At 43.8% G+C, this 19,622-nt stretch carries 20 protein-coding genes; 10 read left to right on the top strand and 10 right to left on the bottom strand.

What is annotated here, in order from left to right:
* Window positions 1-409: 409 nt before the first annotated feature.
* Both SCB77_RS05645 and SCB77_RS05650 read right to left on the bottom strand, forming a co-directional pair.
* Window positions 410-682, bottom strand: coding sequence for a hypothetical protein (locus tag SCB77_RS05645; protein ID WP_320185460.1), 273 nt, complete (start codon window positions 680-682; stop codon window positions 410-412).
* A gap of 174 nt (window positions 683-856) precedes the next feature.
* On the bottom strand, window positions 857-1,615 hold the full coding sequence (locus SCB77_RS05650; RefSeq protein WP_320185461.1) for a LuxR C-terminal-related transcriptional regulator: 759 nt from the start codon (window positions 1,613-1,615) through the stop codon (window positions 857-859).
* Window positions 1,616-1,899: 284 nt separating this feature from the next.
* Between SCB77_RS05650 and SCB77_RS05655 the strand changes: the two genes are divergently transcribed.
* A complete protein-coding gene (locus SCB77_RS05655; RefSeq protein WP_320185462.1) occupies window positions 1,900-3,045 on the top strand; it encodes a BamA/TamA family outer membrane protein in 1,146 nt (381 codons plus the stop codon).
* 51 nt (window positions 3,046-3,096) lie between these two features.
* Here SCB77_RS05655 and SCB77_RS05660 read toward each other — a convergent pair whose 3' ends face one another.
* Both SCB77_RS05660 and SCB77_RS05665 read right to left on the bottom strand, forming a co-directional pair.
* Window positions 3,097-3,606, bottom strand: coding sequence for a GNAT family N-acetyltransferase (locus tag SCB77_RS05660; RefSeq protein WP_320185463.1), 510 nt, complete (start codon window positions 3,604-3,606; stop codon window positions 3,097-3,099).
* A gap of 84 nt (window positions 3,607-3,690) precedes the next feature.
* The gene (locus SCB77_RS05665; RefSeq protein ID WP_320185464.1) at window positions 3,691-3,897 is read right to left on the bottom strand and encodes a hypothetical protein; all 207 of its coding nucleotides are present in this window, start codon (window positions 3,895-3,897) and stop codon (window positions 3,691-3,693) included.
* A 146-nt stretch (window positions 3,898-4,043) separates the two neighbouring features.
* Between SCB77_RS05665 and SCB77_RS05670 the strand changes: the two genes are divergently transcribed.
* Window positions 4,044-4,616, top strand: a complete 573-nt coding sequence (locus SCB77_RS05670; protein ID WP_320185465.1) for a YdeI/OmpD-associated family protein — start codon at window positions 4,044-4,046, stop codon at window positions 4,614-4,616.
* A gap of 201 nt (window positions 4,617-4,817) precedes the next feature.
* Entirely contained in the window at window positions 4,818-7,103 is a 2,286-nt protein-coding gene (locus SCB77_RS05675) for a cation:proton antiporter (RefSeq protein WP_320185466.1), read from the top strand.
* 144 nt (window positions 7,104-7,247) lie between these two features.
* Here SCB77_RS05675 and SCB77_RS05680 read toward each other — a convergent pair whose 3' ends face one another.
* Together SCB77_RS05680 and SCB77_RS05685 are read right to left on the bottom strand one after the other, a co-directional pair.
* Entirely contained in the window at window positions 7,248-7,658 is a 411-nt protein-coding gene (locus tag SCB77_RS05680; RefSeq protein WP_320185467.1) for a hypothetical protein, read from the bottom strand.
* 122 nt (window positions 7,659-7,780) lie between these two features.
* Window positions 7,781-9,166 (bottom strand): APC family permease, encoded by a 1,386-nt coding sequence (locus tag SCB77_RS05685; RefSeq protein ID WP_320185468.1) that lies wholly within the window; start codon window positions 9,164-9,166, stop codon window positions 7,781-7,783.
* A 329-nt stretch (window positions 9,167-9,495) separates the two neighbouring features.
* On the opposite strand from SCB77_RS05685, the gene SCB77_RS05690 reads away from it, so the two are divergent.
* Complete coding sequence (locus SCB77_RS05690; protein ID WP_320185469.1) at window positions 9,496-9,996, top strand: hypothetical protein; 501 nt, start codon at window positions 9,496-9,498, stop codon at window positions 9,994-9,996.
* Between the two features lie 16 nt (window positions 9,997-10,012).
* Here SCB77_RS05690 and SCB77_RS05695 read toward each other — a convergent pair whose 3' ends face one another.
* Window positions 10,013-10,426 (bottom strand): NUDIX hydrolase, encoded by a 414-nt coding sequence (locus SCB77_RS05695; RefSeq protein WP_320185470.1) that lies wholly within the window; start codon window positions 10,424-10,426, stop codon window positions 10,013-10,015.
* 153 nt (window positions 10,427-10,579) lie between these two features.
* Between SCB77_RS05695 and SCB77_RS05700 the strand changes: the two genes are divergently transcribed.
* Both SCB77_RS05700 and SCB77_RS05705 read left to right on the top strand, forming a co-directional pair.
* Window positions 10,580-11,038, top strand: a complete 459-nt coding sequence (locus SCB77_RS05700) for a DUF2383 domain-containing protein (protein ID WP_320185471.1) — start codon at window positions 10,580-10,582, stop codon at window positions 11,036-11,038.
* Window positions 11,039-11,108: 70 nt separating this feature from the next.
* A complete protein-coding gene (locus SCB77_RS05705) occupies window positions 11,109-11,390 on the top strand; it encodes a GNAT family N-acetyltransferase (RefSeq protein ID WP_320185472.1) in 282 nt (93 codons plus the stop codon).
* A gap of 27 nt (window positions 11,391-11,417) precedes the next feature.
* Here the strand turns inward: SCB77_RS05705 and SCB77_RS05710 are convergent, their stop codons facing one another.
* Window positions 11,418-13,142 carry a M14 family zinc carboxypeptidase gene (locus tag SCB77_RS05710; protein WP_320185473.1) on the bottom strand — a complete coding sequence of 575 codons (1,725 nt, stop codon included), beginning with the start codon at window positions 13,140-13,142 and terminating at the stop codon, window positions 11,418-11,420.
* 842 nt (window positions 13,143-13,984) lie between these two features.
* Here SCB77_RS05710 and SCB77_RS05715 point away from each other — a divergent pair.
* From SCB77_RS05715 to rimK, 4 genes are read left to right on the top strand one after another with little or no spacing between them, the layout of a single operon-like run.
* Window positions 13,985-14,680 carry a DNA-deoxyinosine glycosylase gene (locus SCB77_RS05715; RefSeq protein ID WP_320185474.1) on the top strand — a complete coding sequence of 232 codons (696 nt, stop codon included), beginning with the start codon at window positions 13,985-13,987 and terminating at the stop codon, window positions 14,678-14,680.
* A 59-nt stretch (window positions 14,681-14,739) separates the two neighbouring features.
* A complete protein-coding gene (locus SCB77_RS05720; RefSeq protein ID WP_320185475.1) occupies window positions 14,740-15,918 on the top strand; it encodes an AIR synthase related protein in 1,179 nt (392 codons plus the stop codon).
* 7 nt (window positions 15,919-15,925) lie between these two features.
* Window positions 15,926-16,372: an ATP-dependent zinc protease family protein gene (locus tag SCB77_RS05725; RefSeq protein WP_320185476.1), complete on the top strand. Its 447-nt coding sequence runs from the start codon at window positions 15,926-15,928 to the stop codon at window positions 16,370-16,372.
* Between the two features lie 47 nt (window positions 16,373-16,419).
* Window positions 16,420-17,355 (top strand): 30S ribosomal protein S6--L-glutamate ligase, encoded by a 936-nt coding sequence (rimK, locus tag SCB77_RS05730; RefSeq protein WP_320185477.1) that lies wholly within the window; start codon window positions 16,420-16,422, stop codon window positions 17,353-17,355.
* 45 nt (window positions 17,356-17,400) lie between these two features.
* Here the strand turns inward: rimK and SCB77_RS05735 are convergent, their stop codons facing one another.
* Together SCB77_RS05735 and SCB77_RS05740 are read right to left on the bottom strand one after the other, a co-directional pair.
* A complete protein-coding gene (locus SCB77_RS05735; protein WP_320185478.1) occupies window positions 17,401-18,075 on the bottom strand; it encodes a response regulator transcription factor in 675 nt (224 codons plus the stop codon).
* On the bottom strand, window positions 18,068-19,576 hold the full coding sequence (locus tag SCB77_RS05740) for a sensor histidine kinase (RefSeq protein ID WP_320185479.1): 1,509 nt from the start codon (window positions 19,574-19,576) through the stop codon (window positions 18,068-18,070). Before SCB77_RS05740 ends, SCB77_RS05735 begins: the two co-directional genes overlap by 8 nt.
* Window positions 19,577-19,622: the final 46 nt, after the last annotated feature.

The following is a 19,622-nucleotide window of genomic DNA, read 5'->3' on the forward strand; positions in this document are numbered from 1 at the left end:
TAGATCGACGATTTTTTTGGCTGAGCATATTATTAGAAAAATCCTGTTTACTGGTGCTTTCTACCACAAAGATATTGGCATTGAGTCTTGATTCTTTGAAATCTACTTCACCTTATTTCAATAAGATTGATCATTTCAGAAAAAAAACAAAGAGCTGCTCAACAAGAGGATAAAACATCACTAGGAATCATTTCCCAAATTTAAGAATTTTCAACGAATTTCGCAATAAAATTAAGTCTTATAAAAAGAATTATTTTCGTATCGAAAACGTTAGACGTAGGAGCCGTAATCAGCAACCTATGAGGGGCAACCTTATTTCTGCATATCTTGATACAGGATAGAAAAATGATGATTTAGGTTAACATTGGAAACAAAAAAACGGATGCCTACTGGAATCCGCTTCTAATTCTTAATCGCCAAGCTCATCAGCTAATACTAGCCTACAAAATTTCATAAGCGCACTATTTTCATCAGCGATCGATATTGGTCGCTCATTGTCATCCGAGGTAAAGCTCGGATGTTCTGCTTCTGCGGATCGCGAAACGCGAATGTTCGGTATCTTCTCTCCTGCTTTATCAACATCCGCAATAACGAAGCTGTTACTATCTTTTTCAATAATGTTGTACTGAAATAAGATATCTTCACCTGAATCTGTGTATACTATTTGTGATTTTGTTTCCATGTTCATTGTCATTTATAAACAAAGAACAAACATCTCACTCGCTTCGTTCAACATACCATAAAAAGAAATAGATGAGTAGTTGACAACAAGCTCGCGTTCCGGTTACGCCAAGACAACAAAGAATTCGCAATGAAAATAAAACTTTAAAAATTATGCTTCAAAAAGTAGATATGATCAAAACAAATGAAGCCTATCGGCAACGGAACAGGCTTCGGAAGAGTTTTTAACCCTAAGCTTCTCCAAGATGTTCTGCCGATGTCGGCTTACCGTGTTCACACTGATTGATAAACGGGCCGCTATTTCCTTGCTGATCTGGCCATCTCGTATCAACCGTAGCACTTCCCATTCTCTCGTAGAAAGAATAGACGATAGTTGGTCTTGAAAAATTGGTACCGGCTCTCCAGCAAGCATGTCCACGATGGCATGTTTTTTCACTTCATTGAGCGAAGGTTGTTCTGCTCTATTGTACAAACATAAAGCATAGCGCAAGCTGCCCGACACGATACAGCTAACGTAATATATACGATGCTTGATGGCGATGTATTCTCCTGTTCGGCCCTGCATGCGAATCACATTGCTCCCATAGAACTGCGATCGCTTTGTGACATCCAGTTTTTTCACAAAGGTAAATAACCGCAGCTCCAGCAGATGTTTATTGATCAGATCATCGGGGTGTATACAGGCAAAAATATCCTCTTCCCAAATCGAATCAATCTCCTGCGCGCTAGCTTCTGTCGAAAAATCAAAACATGCAGCCAAAGCGCCATGATATACATAACTTTTGTCACGCTTTAGGTCGCTGAGCACGGCGATACAATGCTCCACCGCTGCGTATCCCTTCGCTAGCTGCCTGTATTTCTCCAGCTCTTCCATTTCTTCCTTAGGAAAAGACTGGGTCAGTAGTTTTTCACTTAAGTCGTGCTTAACATTCATATTTTCGTTTGTTAGAGACCATCACCCTGCAGATAAATAAAAATTGACGCTTGGAACAAGGATTTATTTTAGTATGCATGTTTCAAATTGCAGTAGCTTCCTCCTTCCAAAAAACAAATGTACACAGATCACGTTTATTTATCATGTTCGATGGTAACAGGCAACAACAGTTGACTTTTAACATTAATTGGTCAAAAATTTCAAAATACACCTTTCGAATACAAACTATTCCACATCTTTTGTCTATTTTTAGATAATCGAATTTAAATGTTATAACGCAAAGAATGCTCGGTCGTCGTATTTACTTTCTCTTTTTCATTGCTTTACTATCCGGCAAAATTACGGCTACGGCACAAGGTTTTAAAAATGGCTGGATCGGCCGTTACGTCAATTCAATCATCAACGATACATCGGCTGCCGACAAGTCCACGTTAACGATCTACCCGACGTTTGCCTCTGCTCCCGAAACGGGCGTAGAACTCGGAGCATCCATTCTGAAACTGTTTTATGCAAAGGGCGATACATTAAATAGATTAAGTGAAATGCAGGCCTTTACCTTCTTTACCTTCAAGGGACAGTATGGACTGGTGCTTGATAACGCTATTTATGGAGACAAGGACAAGTGGTTCTTTCTAGGGGAAACCAAGATACAGCAATTTCCCTTATCGTACTATGGCATTGGCCCCGCAACTGCGGGCGACAATCCGGCGCGTGTGGATGCCTTTCAGGTTTTATTTAAGCAGCGTGTGCTCCGAAAGATAAAGAAGAACTTTTTTATCGGTCCTGAGATCGACTATCAATTGCTCTCCGGCGTAAATTTTGAACAGCCGGAGGATGGTTCTCCCTACCCTATCCCAACAGGAGGTGATGGCACGCAAAACTTCGGCGTTGGTGCAGGTATTGTCTATGACAACCGCCACAACGTGCTCAATGTTCGAGAAGGGCTTTTTGGAGAGCTTGCTTACCTCAAAACATTCCGTGGCTTTTTGAGTGATTACTCCTTTGGTACGGTAAACATGGAGTTAAGATCCTACCACCCTATTGCGAAAAACAATGTGCTGGCGTGGCAAGTGCGCGGACAATTTCTTCATGGCGAGGTACCCTTCAACCAAATGACTTTATTAGGAGGAGATCGTTTAATGCGGGGATATTACCTCGGTCGCTATCGCGATAGAAACCTGATCGCCGCACAGGCAGAGTATCGTATTCTACCTTTTGCCTTCAGCAAAAGGCTTGGAGCGGCGGTATTTGCATCGGCAGGTGCCGTTTCGCCAACCCTAGGTGGCTTTCAAATGCGGAATGTTCGTGTGGCCGGCGGACTGGGCGTACGTTACCTGCTCTTTCCGAAAAAAGATATCTACCTCCGCTTTGATGTGGGCTTTACCAAAGAAGGAGCGAACTTCTATATCTTCAATGGAGAAGCATTCTAATGATAGTCTCCACATCCCGTCGGTACTGCTATCAGCTCTTCTATTCAGCACTTACTGCTCCAAAACTTTCTCAAAAGCCTTACGTGCACTACCGCGGAAGTAAACCTCACCACAATAATGGTAGCCTGCACGCTCAAATATCTTGAGCATCGCCACATTGTCAAAGTTAGTGTCTGCTTTGACGCTGTTGATGCCATTTTTTAGCGCATACTCTTCGATAAAGGAAAGCATCCGTTTAGAGAGTCCTTTACCGATCTGTGCTTCCTCGATGGCCACGCGATGGAAAACAACAAAATCACTATTCGTTAACCACTTCCCTTCAATATGAGCATAAGCTGGTTCATCGTTGATTAACAGCGCAGTATATCCAATCACAAGATCATCTTCCTGCAGCACAAACCCGCAGCCTTTTTCAATATCGGTGGCGACAACCTGGGGATTAGGGTATCCATCCTGCCATTGCTGACTGCCATCGGCTTTTCTTCTCGCTATTGCGCCTTGCAAGATTTCCCAAATCTTATCCAAGTCAGCAGCTGTCGCCTTTCTAAATGTATATTCCATAGTCTCTATCGCGAAGATAAGGAGATTATTTTAGTTTAACGACCTCCACTAAGAGCCGAAAGGCGACGGAAAGATGGGAACAGTCTAACGCACTCGTCCGAACCGAATACCACCGATAATCATCAGCGTGATGACTATAGCGGACCAACCCGGATAGTGAATGAACAGGTAAATCGTCAAGCCGCAACTTAATAACAGAAATAAAAAAAGGATCGCCTTTTTAACGGAATCCATATTAAACATCGCGATGATAGCCAGTATCGCCACCAAACACATAAAAATTATCAACATGCCGCAAGTTAAATGGATTCCTGTTAACTTAATATTAAATATCCATTCCATAAACATGTCACTGTTAGATAGGCAAAATCTATAGCGATAGCGAAATTGAAAATATTCAGTATATTCGGTAACCTACTAATTTTGCACACAAGCCGATGGAGGAAATCGAAAGAATACATTTTTTGGACGCCACAGCGTGGCGAAGCTGGCTGATCGAAAACCATGAAGCAAAAGATGCTGTGTGGATGATCTGTTATAAGAAAAGTAGCGGCAAGATCAGTATTTCTTGGAGTGATGCGGTTGATCAAGCGCTATGTTTTGGCTGGATCGATAGTATTAAAAAATCAATTAGCGCGGATGCTTCCATACAATTCTTCGGAAAGCGAAAATCAAAAAGTACTTGGTCAAAAATAAATAAAGAAAAAATCGAACATTTGACGAAAGCGGGACTAATGACCGAAGCAGGTCTTCGGAGCGTAGCTGTTGCGCAGGAAAACGGTTCTTGGTCTACACTGGATGAAGTAGAAGCTTTGCAAGTACCACGCGATCTAGAACGCGCTTTGGAAGAAGCGAATGGGCTACCTTTTTTCCTCCAATTGAGCAAGTCCAAAAAGAAGGTAATACTCCAATGGATCGTCCTGGCGAAGAAAACGGAAACCAGACAAAAGCGTATTGAAGCAATTGCCCGATCGGCAGCTGTAGGACAAACACCTCAGGGGCTATTTTAACGCATCAAGGGCAAGAAATTTCCTAGATTTCTCGTCATCAGCTGATGCCTACTTTCGCCTGGTTGCAATGGCTATCATCGTGCCTACAGCTGTTTCATTACAGAAAATGGCAACCTTGTTCCATAATAAGTGTTTTAAATTGGTATAACCATAACATCCCCGTATTTTCAACTTCGAATATTGGAATCGTTGAGGAAAACTATGAGAAAGTTCAGGAATGCCATTTTTTATGTGGGAATAATCGGAGGCTTCTCCCTGCTGATGTATTGGATCGTGCTAAAAGGTGTAGGATTGGAAGAAGGAAAGGATATTAGCATACCGCAGTCGACCAATAGTCAATGGGCAGACTTCCTAACGTCCCTCGTCCATAACGTACAGCATCCCTTGGCGATCTTACTTGCCCAGATCGTGACAATCATCTTGGTTGCTCGATTATTTGGGTGGATATGTGTCAAGCTCAAACAACCGGCTGTGATTGGCGAAATGATCGCTGGTATTGTCTTGGGACCTTCTCTGGTGGGGATGTATTTCCCCGAGTTTTCGGCAGCACTATTTCCTAAAGAATCGTTGGGCAACCTCCAATTTTTGAGCCAGATCGGGTTGATCCTTTTTATGTATATCGTGGGTATGGAGATCGATATGAAGATTCTACGCCACAAAGCGCACGACGCTGTAGTTATCAGCCATGCCAGCATCATCATGCCCTTTGTAATGGGGTTGGGATTGGCTTATTTCCTTTACAATGAGTTTGCCCCGGAAAATGTGCAGTTTCTTTCTTTCGGTCTCTTCGCCGGTATTGCGATGAGCATCACCGCCTTCCCGGTATTGGCGCGTATTGTGCAAGAACGGGGAATCAACAAAACAAGGCTAGGAACCATTGTGATAACCTGCGCTGCGGCCGATGATATCACGGCTTGGTGTATCTTGGCCGCCGTTATTGCCATTGTGAAGGCAGGCTCATTCGGCAGTGCGGTATACACTATATTGCTCGCCATTGCCTACGTTATTGTGATGATACGTGTAGTACGCCCATTTTTGATGCGTATCGGCGAACTGAACACGTCAAAAGAGAGCCTAAACAAAGGTATCGTCGCCATATTTTTCTTGGTCCTCATCCTATCCGCTTATGCTACCGAGATCATTGGTATTCACGCGCTATTTGGTGCTTTTATCGCAGGTGCAATCATGCCTGAAAACGTCAAATTCCGCAACATCTTTATCGAGAAGGTGGAGGACGTAGCTTTGGTACTGCTGCTCCCCCTATTTTTTGTTTTCACTGGACTTCGCACACAGATCGGTCTGCTAAACGAACCCTATCTATGGAAAATTGCCGCATTGATATTTGCCGTTGCCGTTGTCGGAAAATTTGTAAGCAGTGCCTTGGCCGCAAAATTCGTTGGTCAAAATTGGCGTGACAGTCTTTCCATCGGCGCCTTAATGAACACACGTGGACTGACGGAACTGGTCGCGTTGAATATTGGTTACGATTTAGGTGTCCTCACACCTGAGCTATTTTCCATGATGGTGATTATGGCGCTGGCGACTACCTTTATGACCGGACCAACCTTAGACCTAATCGATTGGCTTTTCCGCTCCAAAAAGGGACAAGCGGTCAAGGAAACACTGGCAGAGCGCTTTAAGCTGCTCATATCCTTCAGTAATCCAGAATCAGGCAGAGCCTTGTTCCGGCTAGCACACAACTTAAGTAAAAAGGACAAAGAAAATACGCAGATCAGTGCCATGCATATTGTGGACAGCGAAAAACTGCACCATTATGACACGGATCAGCTTGAACGTGAAAAATTCGAAGTATTGATTACGGAATCAAAAACGCTGGACAGGGAGCTTACCACGATGTTCAAAGCATCTTCCGATATCGATGCCGAAATCATTGATGTAGTCAATAATGAAGAGCAGTTCGACCTACTGCTCCTAGGACTTGGTCAATCTATTTATAAAGGCACATTGCTAGGGAACGTACTTGGATTCACCACCCGACTCATTAACCCCGAAAAGTTGATGAATACCGTGACAGGCAAAGAACAGCTGTTCCAAAAACATAGCTTTGACGAGGGGCTTACCAAAATTATGGCGAAGGTAAAAATTCCGGTCGGTGTGCTGATCAACCGAAATTTTCAATCGGCAGAGCATATACTATTTCCAATTTTGGAAAAACAGGATGTGCAGCTACTCCCCTATGCAGCTCGACTGATGCGCTGCAACAACGCTCTGGTGGACATCCTATTCATTAACGTAGCTCTTCGCGATGAAGCGATCGGCTTATTACAGAAACTCGAAACGGAGTTTCCCGAAAATCTGACCGTAATGGAGTCCAACACGACCGATCAATTAGCACACAAGTACGATTTACTGATCACGAGTGCCGCCGCATGGACCTATTCTTGGGAGCAAATCGAATACGAGACCATGACAGAAACATCGATCTTAATACTATCTAAACCATCCAAAAGGAGCGAGAACCTGTAATCGGCAAGGCCGAACCACCCTACAGCCCCGATGAAAAACATGCCATTTGGCAAAACAAAAAAGATGTGAACCTTGATTGGTTCACATCTTCTTTGTTTCATTCCTTAACAGGCAAAAGCGCCGGTCTCCAGCGATAGCATAATCTTACATTACCAAGCGTCTTCCCATGGTGAAGTTGCCGAAATGTACCATCGGATTGGTAATAGATTCATCGCAAAAATGCTCCAAATCGTCCGAAGTGTATTCTGCGGGATCGGCCCCATTTTTAATAAACTCGACCTTTCTCGAAAAATAGTTCATTACATGGCAAAACGGGCCTTTGAAAGTGTAATCGCTCGCGTCGAGGCTCTCAAAACATAACTTGGTACTTCGATTCTCTTCCCCATACACGAATAAATCATTTGCTAGCTTGATCAAGTTGTCCGCTTCGATCTGAAGGGTCGGTGGGTCAACAAAAACCCGCTCTCCAAAGTAGCGATAGTTGATAATCTGATCCAGCTCCTCCTTGGTCGTTACGCTATAAATCAATTGAGACAAATCTGTAGTTGTTTCCATGAAAATAGATTCCTTTTTACGGAATGACGATACAAATTCTGTACCACAGCACTGGTCTACCGTTAAAAATCGGCGACTTCGATTTGATGCAGAAACACCAAGTTATGTCTGTTTACGAAAGCCTATGTTGATCTTTTTCTGTTGATGAGATAATAGATAGGAATACCTAAAAGAACCAATATGAATCCCGGCCAGGTATACTGTTGTTTGTAAACAATAAGCAAACCACAAAACAAGCCCCCGATCAGGAGATAGAGAATCACTGGAAATGGATAAAGAAAAGTACGGTAAGGACGTTCCTTCTGCGGATTTTTCCAGCGCTGATAAACGACACCGAACACGGTAATCATATAGAAGATGACAATGACGAAAGAAACCATATCCAACAGGTTACCATATTGCCCACTCAGACACAAGAGGGACGCCCAAACGCCCTGCAACCATAACGAACGTGCGGGCACCTCTCGCCGGTTATCAGGAATCACCTGCTTCAAAAAAAGACCATCCTTGGCCATGGTCTGAAATACCCGTGCGCCGGCTAACACCAAACCATTCACACAACCGAATGTAGAAATCATCACCAAAAATGCCATCACGATGGTTCCGGTATGGCCCAACAATTTTTCTGCCGCAGCAACGGCGACTCTGTCATTAGCCGCAAATGCAATCTCGTCTCGGCTCAATGTTGCCAAGTAAATATAATTGCATAAGAGGTACAGCATCATCACCAAAGAGGTTCCGATAACCATGGCGCGAACGACGTTTCGTTGTGGATCTCTGATCTCCCCGGATATAAAGGTCACATTCTCCCAAGCAACGCTACTAAAAATAGCGCCCACCATGGCTGCAGCAATGCCACCTAGCAACGTCCGTCCATCTATTGCCGACCAACCAGCGCCATCAATATTTTGAAAAGCCGCCCAGCCAAATTGAACGTTTTCTGCAAAAAAACTTGTCTTCATCAGATAAAGCCCCCCGAATACCAAAGCCACTAAAGCGATAATCTTTGCGGCGGTAAATACGGATTGCACGAGCTTCCCCGATTGAAGTCCACGTGTATTGACGTAGGTCAGTAGGAGAATGATGCCTATAGCCACAATCTGCATCCAAGTAATCATAAAGGTTCCGTTTTGGTAAATTGGTGGGGCATCATTTAAAGACGGAAAAATATAGGCGGTGAATTTTCCGAAAGCGACCGCCACGGCGGCAATGGTTCCGGTCTGAATAACGGCAAACAAACTCCAGCCGTAGAGAAAGCCTGTCATCCTTCCGAAAGTCTCGGTCAGATAAGCATACTGCCCGCCAGCGCGCGGATACATGGACGACAACTCGCCATAGCAAATTGCAGCGGAGACGGTGGCCACCGTAGTCAACAACCACACCACAATGAGCCAATATCCCGAGCCCAACTGTCGCATCATATCAGAACTTACTATAAAAATACCACTTCCTATCATAGATCCCATCACGATCATGACGGCGTCCCAAAGTTTTAATTGACGTTTCATATTTTCAGGCTTATCCTAACCTCAAACCTACAAATATTAAAGGAATAACCGAAACATGATAAAAACATAACAGAAATAAATTCATTTCTGAACATGAAAAAATCGAAGCGAATAAACTAACGACGAATTTCCCAATAAAACCATGAAAATTGCTCATTTTTCAAGCAGCGGCACACCCATCGAACGATAAATCCACCACTCAACTAAAAGGAATGAGAGATCGTGCTGGCTAGGGAAAAACAAATTTGCCTAAGCGCGTCAGCAGTAACAATAAAGTCTATAAAACCAACCGTGTCGTTTATTTGTTAGTTTTGTACAAAGCTACGCCCATGTTTAGATCTTTAATCTTATCATTATACCTTTTCACCAGCAGCTTTTATGCAGCAGCACAAGAATACGTCGAGCAATTTCGTCTACAGTATCCATCTGCCAGAACGGACGCTACAGTATGCGAAAAGCAAATCGCCGTGATTGATGGACTAAAGACATTCACTCCCCTGCAGCGCGCTTATGCGGGAGCATTCTACGCGGTCTGGCCCGAACATCTTCAGTCGCCACTGAAAAAATTAAATGCTTTCAAAAAAGGAAAAAGTTACCTCGAACAGGCCATACGTGAAGATCCCGGAAACACGGAAATTCATTTTTTGCGCCTAACGGTGCAGCATAATGCACCGGCTATGCTGGGCTACAATGACAACAAGGACGGCGACTTGAAAATTGTACTTGAAAATTACAAAAAGACGAAATCGCCCATTTTACGTGCCCACATTAAAGATTTTCTATTGCCAACGGATCTGCTTTCTCCAAGCCAACGAAAAATGCTGGACTAAGCCCTCATAAACTGACTTATCCTTTAATCAACCCATCGGCACACAATCGTTCAAATGCGATAAGAACACCCTCCACTTGAATATCCTCCTGTTGGTAAGCTTGTTGTGAAAAATAGGCTACGGCCTCAATCTCATTACTTGGATCCAACTGATCAAGTGTTGGATATAAAAAGCAGGATTGCTCCATTTGGAGATTTTCCTCCCCGTAGGCATCAGCTGTTACATGTCCGTAGTAGACAAGCTTTTCTTCGTCTAAGACAACCCCGAGTTCCTCCTCTATTTCGCGCAACAATGCCTCCTTTGCGGTCTCCCCTGCATCTATTTTGCCACCAGGCAGGTACCACGCTTGTTTGTTCCGACTGAAAGCTAGCAATAAGCGATCCTCGCGGACAACCAAAAGGCCTGCTGTCGGAAGTTGTTTCTTATTCATCTTTTTTGCAATTAACGGCAAAGATAGTATTCTTAACCTAAATCCGCACGCTGCACAACGTACTTATACGGAAGATTTACCCTATATATACCTCTTTATCGTCGATTATTCAACAAATAGGTCGGGTCACTTGTCTTTATAGAAACAGCGGATATGAAAACACTAAGCGATAAAGATGCCGAACTTATCCATGCCCTCATCATGATCAACAATGATCGCATAGAGAGCTATACACAAATGATTACAGCATTAAATAGCGAGAAGGATGCGGATTTGATTTCATTATTGGAAAAACTAGGACAACAGTCACAACAGTTCAAATCGCAGCTTGCACCATTTATAGATCAAGCTAGCGACAACAAAGGAGGCTCTCATACATTAAGAGGTAAGTTATATACAAAGTGGACAGAACAACAGATACGCATGTACAACGAGGGGAGAGAAAGCGTCCTTCTAGCCTGTCGAAAAGAGGAAGAGCTGGTAAAAAGCGTGTATACCGAGGTATTAAACAATGTCGAGGGCATCGACGAGAAGATCGTGGAAATGATCCAAAGCCAGCTAAAGATTCAGCGTGTTGCTCGGGAAGCCTTGGAAGACTTATTAAATACATAGCTAGTAAGAGCTCGTTTTTGAGAGCTCTCTATTAGGTTTTATGAAAGTTTTAGCTAATTTTAAAAGAAAAATGGTTGAAATAAAACAAGAAGACGGTCGAAAAGGAAAGTTTGACATTTTTGTCGACGAAAAACTAGCAGGCACGATGACCTACACCTGGGCCGGCGACAATAAATTTATCATCGATCATACGGAGGTGCTGCCCGGGAACGAAGGACAAGGTTTGGCTAAAAAGCTAGTGCTCGCAGGCATAGACTTTGCGCGCAACAAAAAGGTGAAGATTATGCCGCTTTGTCCCTATGCTAAAAGCGTATTTGATAAAGATGATTCTTTCAAGGATGTCCTCTTTTAATTGAAACTCCAATCCTATTGCGCGACTTTATAACTTGTGAAGCCGCGCAATAGGATAAAGTAAATGACCGGACTCGTAATATTTCGATTTTTTGTATACCCAATCCAACTGTGCCCGCCCGCTTGATGCCAGCTTCTGATCGTTCTGCTTGGCACGTTCCAATTCCTCTCGCCATTGTGGGTTGTCACGCAGCAGTTGCACCGCTTCCTCCTCAAAAATATAAGGGGAAAAATATTCCTTTTGGGATAAAATAGCATCGAAAAAATTCCAATTAAAGAAAGAATCCGTTGCCTGCGGCTCCAAGGTTTCCATGATATATCGATTGGCTTCTTGATCGGTCGTTATCAGCAAGTCTCCTTTGTAAAACATCTGCTCCCGCAACACCGGACGCACCAGCACTTCCCGGTGCAAATAATGCCCTTCGTAGGGACTGTTGGACGTCTTATAACAATCAATGTAGTATTGCTCCACATGCATCAATGTATCCCTATCGAGTGCCTGCATCTCCACGCCATTGAGCTTAAGCAGTGCTATAACCTTTTCATAGGACTGCGGAACGATGTATGCCTGCGGCTTCTGCACGTAAATATCTGCAGTGTATCGACTAAAATAGGGCACTTGTATGCTCGTGGGCTTTGATCGATCGTAAAATAGACGTGGCAGACCACTGAGTTCACTAGGTTTGTAACCTGCCTGATAACCTAAAAACGGAAGCTGTTCAACGTTTTCTTCATCCAGCTTCCAAGTCAGTGGAAAACTTTCTTGCTCGCGAACACGTCGCTTTATCTCCCGCCGCAGGTCGATCAAATCTGCACCATGTGTCGTGGTCAACCGCAACAGTTCACCCATGAGTGTATACATGGCTGCTACACGATCTGCATATGGTTTCCACATATGGGTTTCGGGCATGTAGCCAATCGTATGGTGCAGAGCCGCATACCCCGTAGAATAGCGAGGGCTCTCCAGAAAAGATACTAACCCTGATTCAGGCGTATCCTCCTTTGGATCAACATAAGGAATCATTGGGAAGCCTGTACCTGCCATTCCTGTGTAGAGCGGAGCAGTAAAGTTACGCTCCATAAAAGTAGCTAAAGCAGGATCTAATTTGTCCCGATGGGTGGCTATTAGTGTCATGATATACTGATAATCGGCACCATTGCTGGTATGCGTATCAAAAAACACATCCGGATCCCAAGTGTTAAAGACCTCTTGAAACAACCAAGCATTACGTGTATCGGTTTTGATGAAATCGCGGTTCAAATCATAGTGTTGTGCACTGCCGCGAAAACCATATTCTTCAGGACCATTTTGGTTTGCTCTACTTACACCACGGTTGAGCATGCCCGCCACGTTATATACGGGGATTAAACAAATCACAACCTGCTTGGGTAGCTTATTTTCTTTTAGAAGCTGCCGCACAAAGAGCATAGAAGCGTCCATTCCTTCTGGCTCACCGGGGTGTATACCATTATTGATCAACAATACGGTCTTTTTCCGTTTTTTTATATCCTGCGGTTCAAATGTTCTATCTGCTGAAAGTACAAGGAGATGCAAAGGTTTGCCAATATCTGTCGTCCCCACCTCCAGCAAACGAGCACGAGAATCGTTTGCCACAATGTTTTGATAGAATGCAATCAGTTCTTCATATGTGGCCGTTTTGTTTTTTTTAGGATCCTTCTCAAAGGCTAATTGTTGCGAAAATGTCATTTGAACGGCAAATAGCGATAAAAACAATAGAAGTCGACAGGTCATGTTGTGCAATTTGACATTAAATATAGCACAAACTTCACAAACCTACCCTATCGTAACCTATTTCCCCCATCTTGTCGCCGCTCCCAAACAAAAACCACCATTTACTAGGCGTAGAAGGTCATACAACCTAACAAATGATGGTGGTGCACTTAGTATTCTAACACTTCAACCTCTGTACGTCGATTTGCTTGATGTTCTGCCGCCGTGCACGTGCCAAGTCTATCTATGTAAATCAATGCTTCTATAATAGTAACGATGTTTTCGATTGCGCCTGCAACACAGTAGGCGCTAAAAACAATAGGAAATACACAATTAACGTGGACAGCAGACCGCTAATGCGGCATTCTTGACCGTTTGAAAATGCGTTAGCGTTTTTCATAGTTTCATAAGCTTAGTATTGGTTAACCTGAGGGTATATACCCTCAGGTTAACAGCAATAACATAATTTTCATAAGCATATATCTTACGCATAGCTACGTCGATACATAACAAAACTACATATTAAATCGAATAAGCAAAATATTTTTTAATAAAAAATATCAGTAAAAATTAGATTATTATTTTTTATTAAAAATATATTAATTATTTCAAAATGACATTATAAAATTATTTTAACATACTTTAACATTTGAAATTTCCCTAAAGGAACATAAATAAGATCGCTTCAAAAACTAGTGAATGGAAAATTAAAGCGGATCAATAAAATATATGACCAAAGTCACTATTTAATATGATTTTAATCAATTGTTAATGAATAGTGAAGTGAAAAGTTATGTATTATAACCAAACAGCTACAAACAAAAACTGACATCGGAAAAATAGGTGCATCCACAACCACAAACATGTTCAAACAACAATCTGATCTGTTGAACTTTCCCTGCTCACTTTGGCAAAGAAGCGTCGCATACAAACCCATCATCGAATTGAAAACACAACAAAAATCAGGTCAGGAAGCCAAGCTTTGTATAACCCAATCTAACTTGATCCATACGACTATCCAACAGCACCCTTTCGTAGGCACAAAACATCAAAATTTCTTACCTTCGGTTATGTTCAAAATGTCCTTTTCACCGATCGTCCCGTTAAACAGCCGCATCCTAATACTGGGATCACTACCGGGCGACCGTTCGCTAGCCGCCCAACAGTATTATGCGCATCCGCAAAATCGCTTCTGGAAAATCTTGCACAGCTTATACAATAGAAAACTGCCCACAACCTACGCCGAAAAACTATCCCTACTCCAGCAAGAAAAGATCGCACTTTGGGATGTTTGTCAATCCGCGCAACGTGAAGGGAGCATGGACACGGAAATATTGGCGGAAGTTCCCAACCCAATCTCCACTTTGCTTCAGGAAAATCCCGGTATCGAAACCGTCTGTTTTAACGGAAAAAAAGCACAATCGCTTTACGATAAATATTTTGAGCGGTATCCAAATATCACCTATTACGGCCTACCAAGCAGCAGCCCTGCAAATGCCTCCTTTAATGAGGAGCGACTCTTAGAGCAATGGGCAATCATCCTCCAGAAGTCGGGTTAATTTCTTTTTCTTCTTTCGGTTTTAAGAATCGCATTGTGTTTGTTATTTTTGCAAGCAAGATGTCAGACTTAAAATACAACCAAAGAGGTGTATCCGCTGGAAAAGAGGATGTGCACAATGCAATCAAGAACATTGATAAGGGACTTTTTCCAAAGGCCTTCTGCAAGATCATTCCCGATATATTAGGCGGTGATGCTGCATGGTGCAACATTATGCACGCGGATGGTGCAGGAACAAAATCCTCTTTGGCCTACGTATATTGGAAAGAAACGGGAGACCTTTCTGTTTGGCGCGGCATTGCCCAAGATGCGATTATCATGAACGTCGATGATCTATTGTGTGTTGGAGCGGTGGATAACATCCTCCTTTCTTCCACGATTGGTAGAAACAAGAACCTTATTCCTGGCGAAGTGATCGCCGAGATAATCAACGGAACAGAAGAAATACTGGAAGAACTTCGGAGCTTGGGGCTCGGCATCTATTCCACGGGGGGAGAAACAGCAGATGTGGGAGATTTGGTCCGTACAATCATCGTAGACAGTACCGTCACCTGCCGTATGAAACGGGAGGATGTAATTTCTAACCACAAAATCCAAGCAGGCAATGTTATCGTGGGGCTAGCGTCTTACGGACAGGCCACTTACGAAAAAGAATACAATGGTGGCATGGGATCAAACGGGTTGACATCTGCCCGTCATGATGTTTTCCATAAGTATGTCGCAGAAAAATATCCAGAAAGTTACGATCCGGCGGTACCTTATGAACTTGTCTTTTCAGGAGACTGCAAGTTGACGGATAATATCGCCATTGGAGAAGACCAGCAGGTAAGTGCGGGCAAGTTGGTGCTATCGCCGACGCGCACCTACGCACCTGTTATTAAAGCTATACTTGACAAATACCGCAGCCAAGTAGACGGCATGGTGCATTGCTCGGGCGGCGCACAAACGAAAGTATTGCATTTCGTAGATGACGTACATGTCATCAAAGACAATCTTTTCCCTACCCCTCCTCTTTTCGATCTGATACAGAAACAGTCACAAACAGATTGGCAGGAGATGTATAAGGTGTTCAACATGGGACACCGCATGGAGATCTACGTAAACGAAGAAATCACGAGCGACATTATCGCCATTGCCAATTCTTTTGGAATAGCCGCACAGATAGTAGGACATGTGGAAAGTGCAACAAGTAAAAAAGTAACGATCCGCTCGCCGCACGGAGAATTTATTTACGAATAAAAAAACGATGGTCATCCTGAAAGAGAAACGTATCATTGGCAGTATAGAAACGGTAGATCTTCCAGAGCTAGGCTTATATAATATAGCCGCAAAAATAGATACTGGGGCAGAAACCTCCGTGCTGCACTGTGAATATTTTGAGGTATTTGAACAAGATGGACACCGCTTTATACGTTGTCATATTACCGGCCATCCGGAAGATGACGAAGCGGAAATACTACAGCTTACCTTTCCTATACACCGAGAGCGTGTCGTTAAAAGTTCTTTCGGTCAAGCGGAAACAAGGCATATTTTTTTAACAAAGATAAAACTATTCGACACTCTATTTAACATCAAACTATCGGTCAGAGACCGCTCATCGATGTCCTACCCTATGTTATTAGGAAGGAATTTCATCAGCGGTAAATTTTTGGTGGATGTGTCCAAAAAACACCTCGCCAAAAACACATTCTAAAAACTTATTATCGATTTATCTGTTCATCCCAATAAAAAAATCTTTCAGTGAATATAGCCGTATTATCGACGAATAGAAACCTCTATTCTACAAAACGCTTGGTCGAGGCTGCCGAATCACGTGGACACAGCTGTCAGGTCATTGACCACAGCAAATGCTATGTAGGTATACAACAAGGAAAACCCACCATACATTACAAGGGTCAGGACATATCCCATATTGACGCCATTATCCCTCGGATAGGCTCATCCTTAACGTTCTATGGATCAGCTATTGTACGCCAATTTGAGGTTATGGATGTCGTCTCTGCAAATCCCAGCCAAGCCATCACACGCTCGCGCGACAAACTGCGTTGCATGCAAATATTATCGGGTGCCGGATTGGGGCTCCCTATTACTGGATTTGCCCGGTCGGTTTCCGATGTGGACGATTTAATCAGTATGGTGGGAGGCGCGCCTCTGGTCATTAAACTGTTGGAAGGCACCCAAGGGATAGGTGTTGTTTTGGCGGAAACGAAAAAAGCAGCTTCTTCCGTTATCGAAGCCTTCTACGGATTAGGCAACAACATCTTGATTCAAGAATACATTAAAGAAGCAAGAGGTACTGATATCCGTGCTTTTGTGGTGGACGGCAAGGTGGTGGGCGCCATGAAGCGCACGGCCAAAGAAGGCGAGTTCAGATCTAATCTGCACCGTGGAGGCACAGCGGAAATTGTTAAACTAACACGCACCGAAAGGGAAACAGCCATTTCAGCAGCAAAAGCCATGGGACTTACCGTAGCGGGCGTAGATATGCTCCCAAGTGCTAGAGGTCCATTGATATTGGAAGTAAATTCCTCTCCAGGACTCGAAGGCATCGAATCGGCTACAGAAAAAGATATAGCCGCCGAAATTATCAAGTACCTAGAAGGGCAATACAATGCAAAACAAGCCCTTAAACCGATTGTTCCCAAACGGAAGGTTAAAAAAGAAAGCAAACTATAAAAGCTATTGAACATGAGCGGCCTATGATTTAGCCGCTCATGTTATTTAGAGGATACGCATTTGGTAGCCGACGTGCCGAACGTTAACAATGCTTATATTGGGGTCTGCCTTGAGGTACTTCCTGAGCCGCGAAACAAAGACATCCAAGCTTCGGCCTGCAGACATCGGCTCGCCATCCCAAAACTCCATTAAGATCTCGCGCCTAGGTATCACTGTATTTCTGCGCTCCACCAACCTACGCAACAGCTCGCTCTCCCGAAAAGACAAAGCAATCTGTTCATCGTCCAAGGACAACATCTGCTTCGCCGGGTTCAGCACATACTTACCAATAACAATATGATCCGTGGGGTTATACTTATTGGACATTTTTGCAAGAGAAACCACACGCGCAATCAATTCCTCCATGTGAAATGGCTTCTTCAAATAATCGTTGCCCCCAATGTCGAACCCTTTGAGCACATCTTCCACAGATGCACGAGCCGTAAGAAACAAGATCGGCACAGCCTTATCATGCGCTCTAATTTTTTCGGTCAGTGCAAATCCGTCCATTCGCGGCATCATCACGTCGACGATCACGACATCAGGCTTCGACAGCTGGAATGATTTCCAGCCCTGCACGCCATCCAAGCAATGGCGCGCTCTAAATGCCTTTGCACGGAGCCGGTCTGTGATGATGCGTCCTAGTTTTTCTTCATCTTCTACCAGCAATATATCAATCATGGTGTTGTAATTTTGGAATGTTTATTATGAATACTGTACCCCTATCTTTAGCACTCTTGATTTTTATGCTACCGCCGTGCTGTTCCAACATACGTTTCACATACGGCAAGCCCAACCCGAATCCCTTCACCGAATATTGGTCACCTCGAGGCACCCTAAAAAAAGGCTCAAACACCTGCTGCTGATAGGCTGCTGGAATACCAATACCGTCATCTTCAAGATGAATAAAAATGCCTTTACCTGCCGATTCACGGAGTTGTACGAGAATATTTTTGGCGCCATATTTCACCGCATTGTCCAACAAATTATTGACTACATTCTTTAGATGATGTGGATCGCCTTTAATAAAAACCGGCGAAGCAGGTGCTTCAAATACCAAGGACACACCTTTACTTCCCTTCGCCAATTGCACATGCTCGACAGACTTGCGAATCAATGCCGAGAAATCCAGATACGATTCATGTAGTACCGGCCCGTCTTTCGGGTCAGTATCCGCAATATCCAGCACACGATCAATCATGGCCGTCAGGTGATCCAACTCTTCGATAGCCATCAGATGGTATTGTTCGCGCAGTTCCACATCACTGGCATCTATGTAATCGTGCAGCGCCTCCACCGCGAGGTAAACTGTTGTAACCGGTGTGCGCAACTCATGCGTCAGGCTGTTCAAAAATGCTTTCCGCAGTAAGTCTAACTTATTTTGCTTTAAGATCGTAATGAAGAGATAAAAGAAAGTACCCACAACCACCGCTAAAATACATACCGAAACCACTAATTGCCAACTCATGGAGTAAAGTAGAAATTCCCAGGGTTGATCAAAATGCACCAAGATAAACCTTCCCTGCTGTGGGTCGATCAAAATGGGACGTAAAGAAAGCATATCTGCATGCGCACTGTGATGCATATCAAAAGGAAAGCGTTCTCCGGTGGAGCTGCTGTCAATTCGGAGCACGTAGCTCCCCCGTAAACCATTTTCGTGCATTTGCCCGTCAAACCGCTGTTTGATCTCCTGCACGACGCTGTCTGTCAGCATGCCGCTCTGCAGGAAAGCGAAGGGCATGATATGTAAACGACGCGAAGGCCCCCTATCATCTGGCGGAAACCGATCGGCTTCCCTGTCCGTTTCCCTCCTATCGCCAGACAAAAAATGTCTTGGTCGCTCGCCGGCGGTATCGCTCCGATGCTGTCGTTGGCTACGCAAAATGGAATCCAGCATATTTTCTAGACGCTGCTGCGACATCTCCGGCGTAGCCGCCGTAATCTCCCGGACAAAATCTTTATACCAAGGAGGGCGTATCCCCACATTCAGTCGGTCGGGATATTTAGCCTCCATCTCCTGCATTACATCTTGCACCGCCTCGAACAGGGACTGTTCCGCCGTCGCTCTAAAAAGCCCCATTCGCTGATGGTAACTCCCGTACAACCAGCTTCCAAGCACAACAACAATACCAATGGCCGCACACACAACCAGTAGCACGACTAACTTTAATCTATCTTTCATTTGACAGGACGAAAATAAAAATCAATTTTCTACCTAACCCTGAGCT

It is taken from the genome of Sphingobacterium bambusae (assembly GCF_033955345.1).
Taxonomy (GTDB): Bacteria; Bacteroidota; Bacteroidia; order Sphingobacteriales; family Sphingobacteriaceae; genus Sphingobacterium; species Sphingobacterium bambusae.

Bases quoted from the DNA above. Each gene is read 5' to 3' on its own strand.
- SCB77_RS05710 (WP_320185473.1), bottom strand. From the start codon at position 13,142: ATGACCTGTCGACTTCTATTGTTTTTATCGCTATTTGCCGTTCAAATG.
- SCB77_RS05735 (WP_320185478.1), bottom strand. From the start codon at position 18,075: ATGATTGATATATTGCTGGTAGAAGATGAAGAAAAACTAGGACGCATC.
- SCB77_RS05650 (WP_320185461.1), bottom strand. From the start codon at position 1,615: ATGAATGTTAAGCACGACTTAAGTGAAAAACTACTGACCCAGTCTTTT.
- SCB77_RS05665 (WP_320185464.1), bottom strand. From the start codon at position 3,897: ATGTTGATAATTTTTATGTGTTTGGTGGCGATACTGGCTATCATCGCG.
- SCB77_RS05670 (WP_320185465.1), top strand. From the start codon at position 4,044: ATGGAGGAAATCGAAAGAATACATTTTTTGGACGCCACAGCGTGGCGA.
- SCB77_RS05685 (WP_320185468.1), bottom strand. From the start codon at position 9,166: ATGAAACGTCAATTAAAACTTTGGGACGCCGTCATGATCGTGATGGGA.
- SCB77_RS05660 (WP_320185463.1), bottom strand. From the start codon at position 3,606: ATGGAATATACATTTAGAAAGGCGACAGCTGCTGACTTGGATAAGATT.
- SCB77_RS05655 (WP_320185462.1), top strand. From the start codon at position 1,900: ATGCTCGGTCGTCGTATTTACTTTCTCTTTTTCATTGCTTTACTATCC.
- SCB77_RS05720 (WP_320185475.1), top strand. From the start codon at position 14,740: ATGTCAGACTTAAAATACAACCAAAGAGGTGTATCCGCTGGAAAAGAG.
- SCB77_RS05645 (WP_320185460.1), bottom strand. From the start codon at position 682: ATGGAAACAAAATCACAAATAGTATACACAGATTCAGGTGAAGATATC.
- SCB77_RS05680 (WP_320185467.1), bottom strand. From the start codon at position 7,658: ATGGAAACAACTACAGATTTGTCTCAATTGATTTATAGCGTAACGACC.
- SCB77_RS05700 (WP_320185471.1), top strand. From the start codon at position 10,580: ATGAAAACACTAAGCGATAAAGATGCCGAACTTATCCATGCCCTCATC.
- SCB77_RS05740 (WP_320185479.1), bottom strand. From the start codon at position 19,576: ATGAAAGATAGATTAAAGTTAGTCGTGCTACTGGTTGTGTGTGCGGCC.
- SCB77_RS05675 (WP_320185466.1), top strand. From the start codon at position 4,818: ATGAGAAAGTTCAGGAATGCCATTTTTTATGTGGGAATAATCGGAGGC.
- SCB77_RS05690 (WP_320185469.1), top strand. From the start codon at position 9,496: ATGTTTAGATCTTTAATCTTATCATTATACCTTTTCACCAGCAGCTTT.
- SCB77_RS05715 (WP_320185474.1), top strand. From the start codon at position 13,985: ATGTTCAAACAACAATCTGATCTGTTGAACTTTCCCTGCTCACTTTGG.
- SCB77_RS05725 (WP_320185476.1), top strand. From the start codon at position 15,926: ATGGTCATCCTGAAAGAGAAACGTATCATTGGCAGTATAGAAACGGTA.
- SCB77_RS05695 (WP_320185470.1), bottom strand. From the start codon at position 10,426: ATGAATAAGAAACAACTTCCGACAGCAGGCCTTTTGGTTGTCCGCGAG.
- SCB77_RS05705 (WP_320185472.1), top strand. From the start codon at position 11,109: ATGGTTGAAATAAAACAAGAAGACGGTCGAAAAGGAAAGTTTGACATT.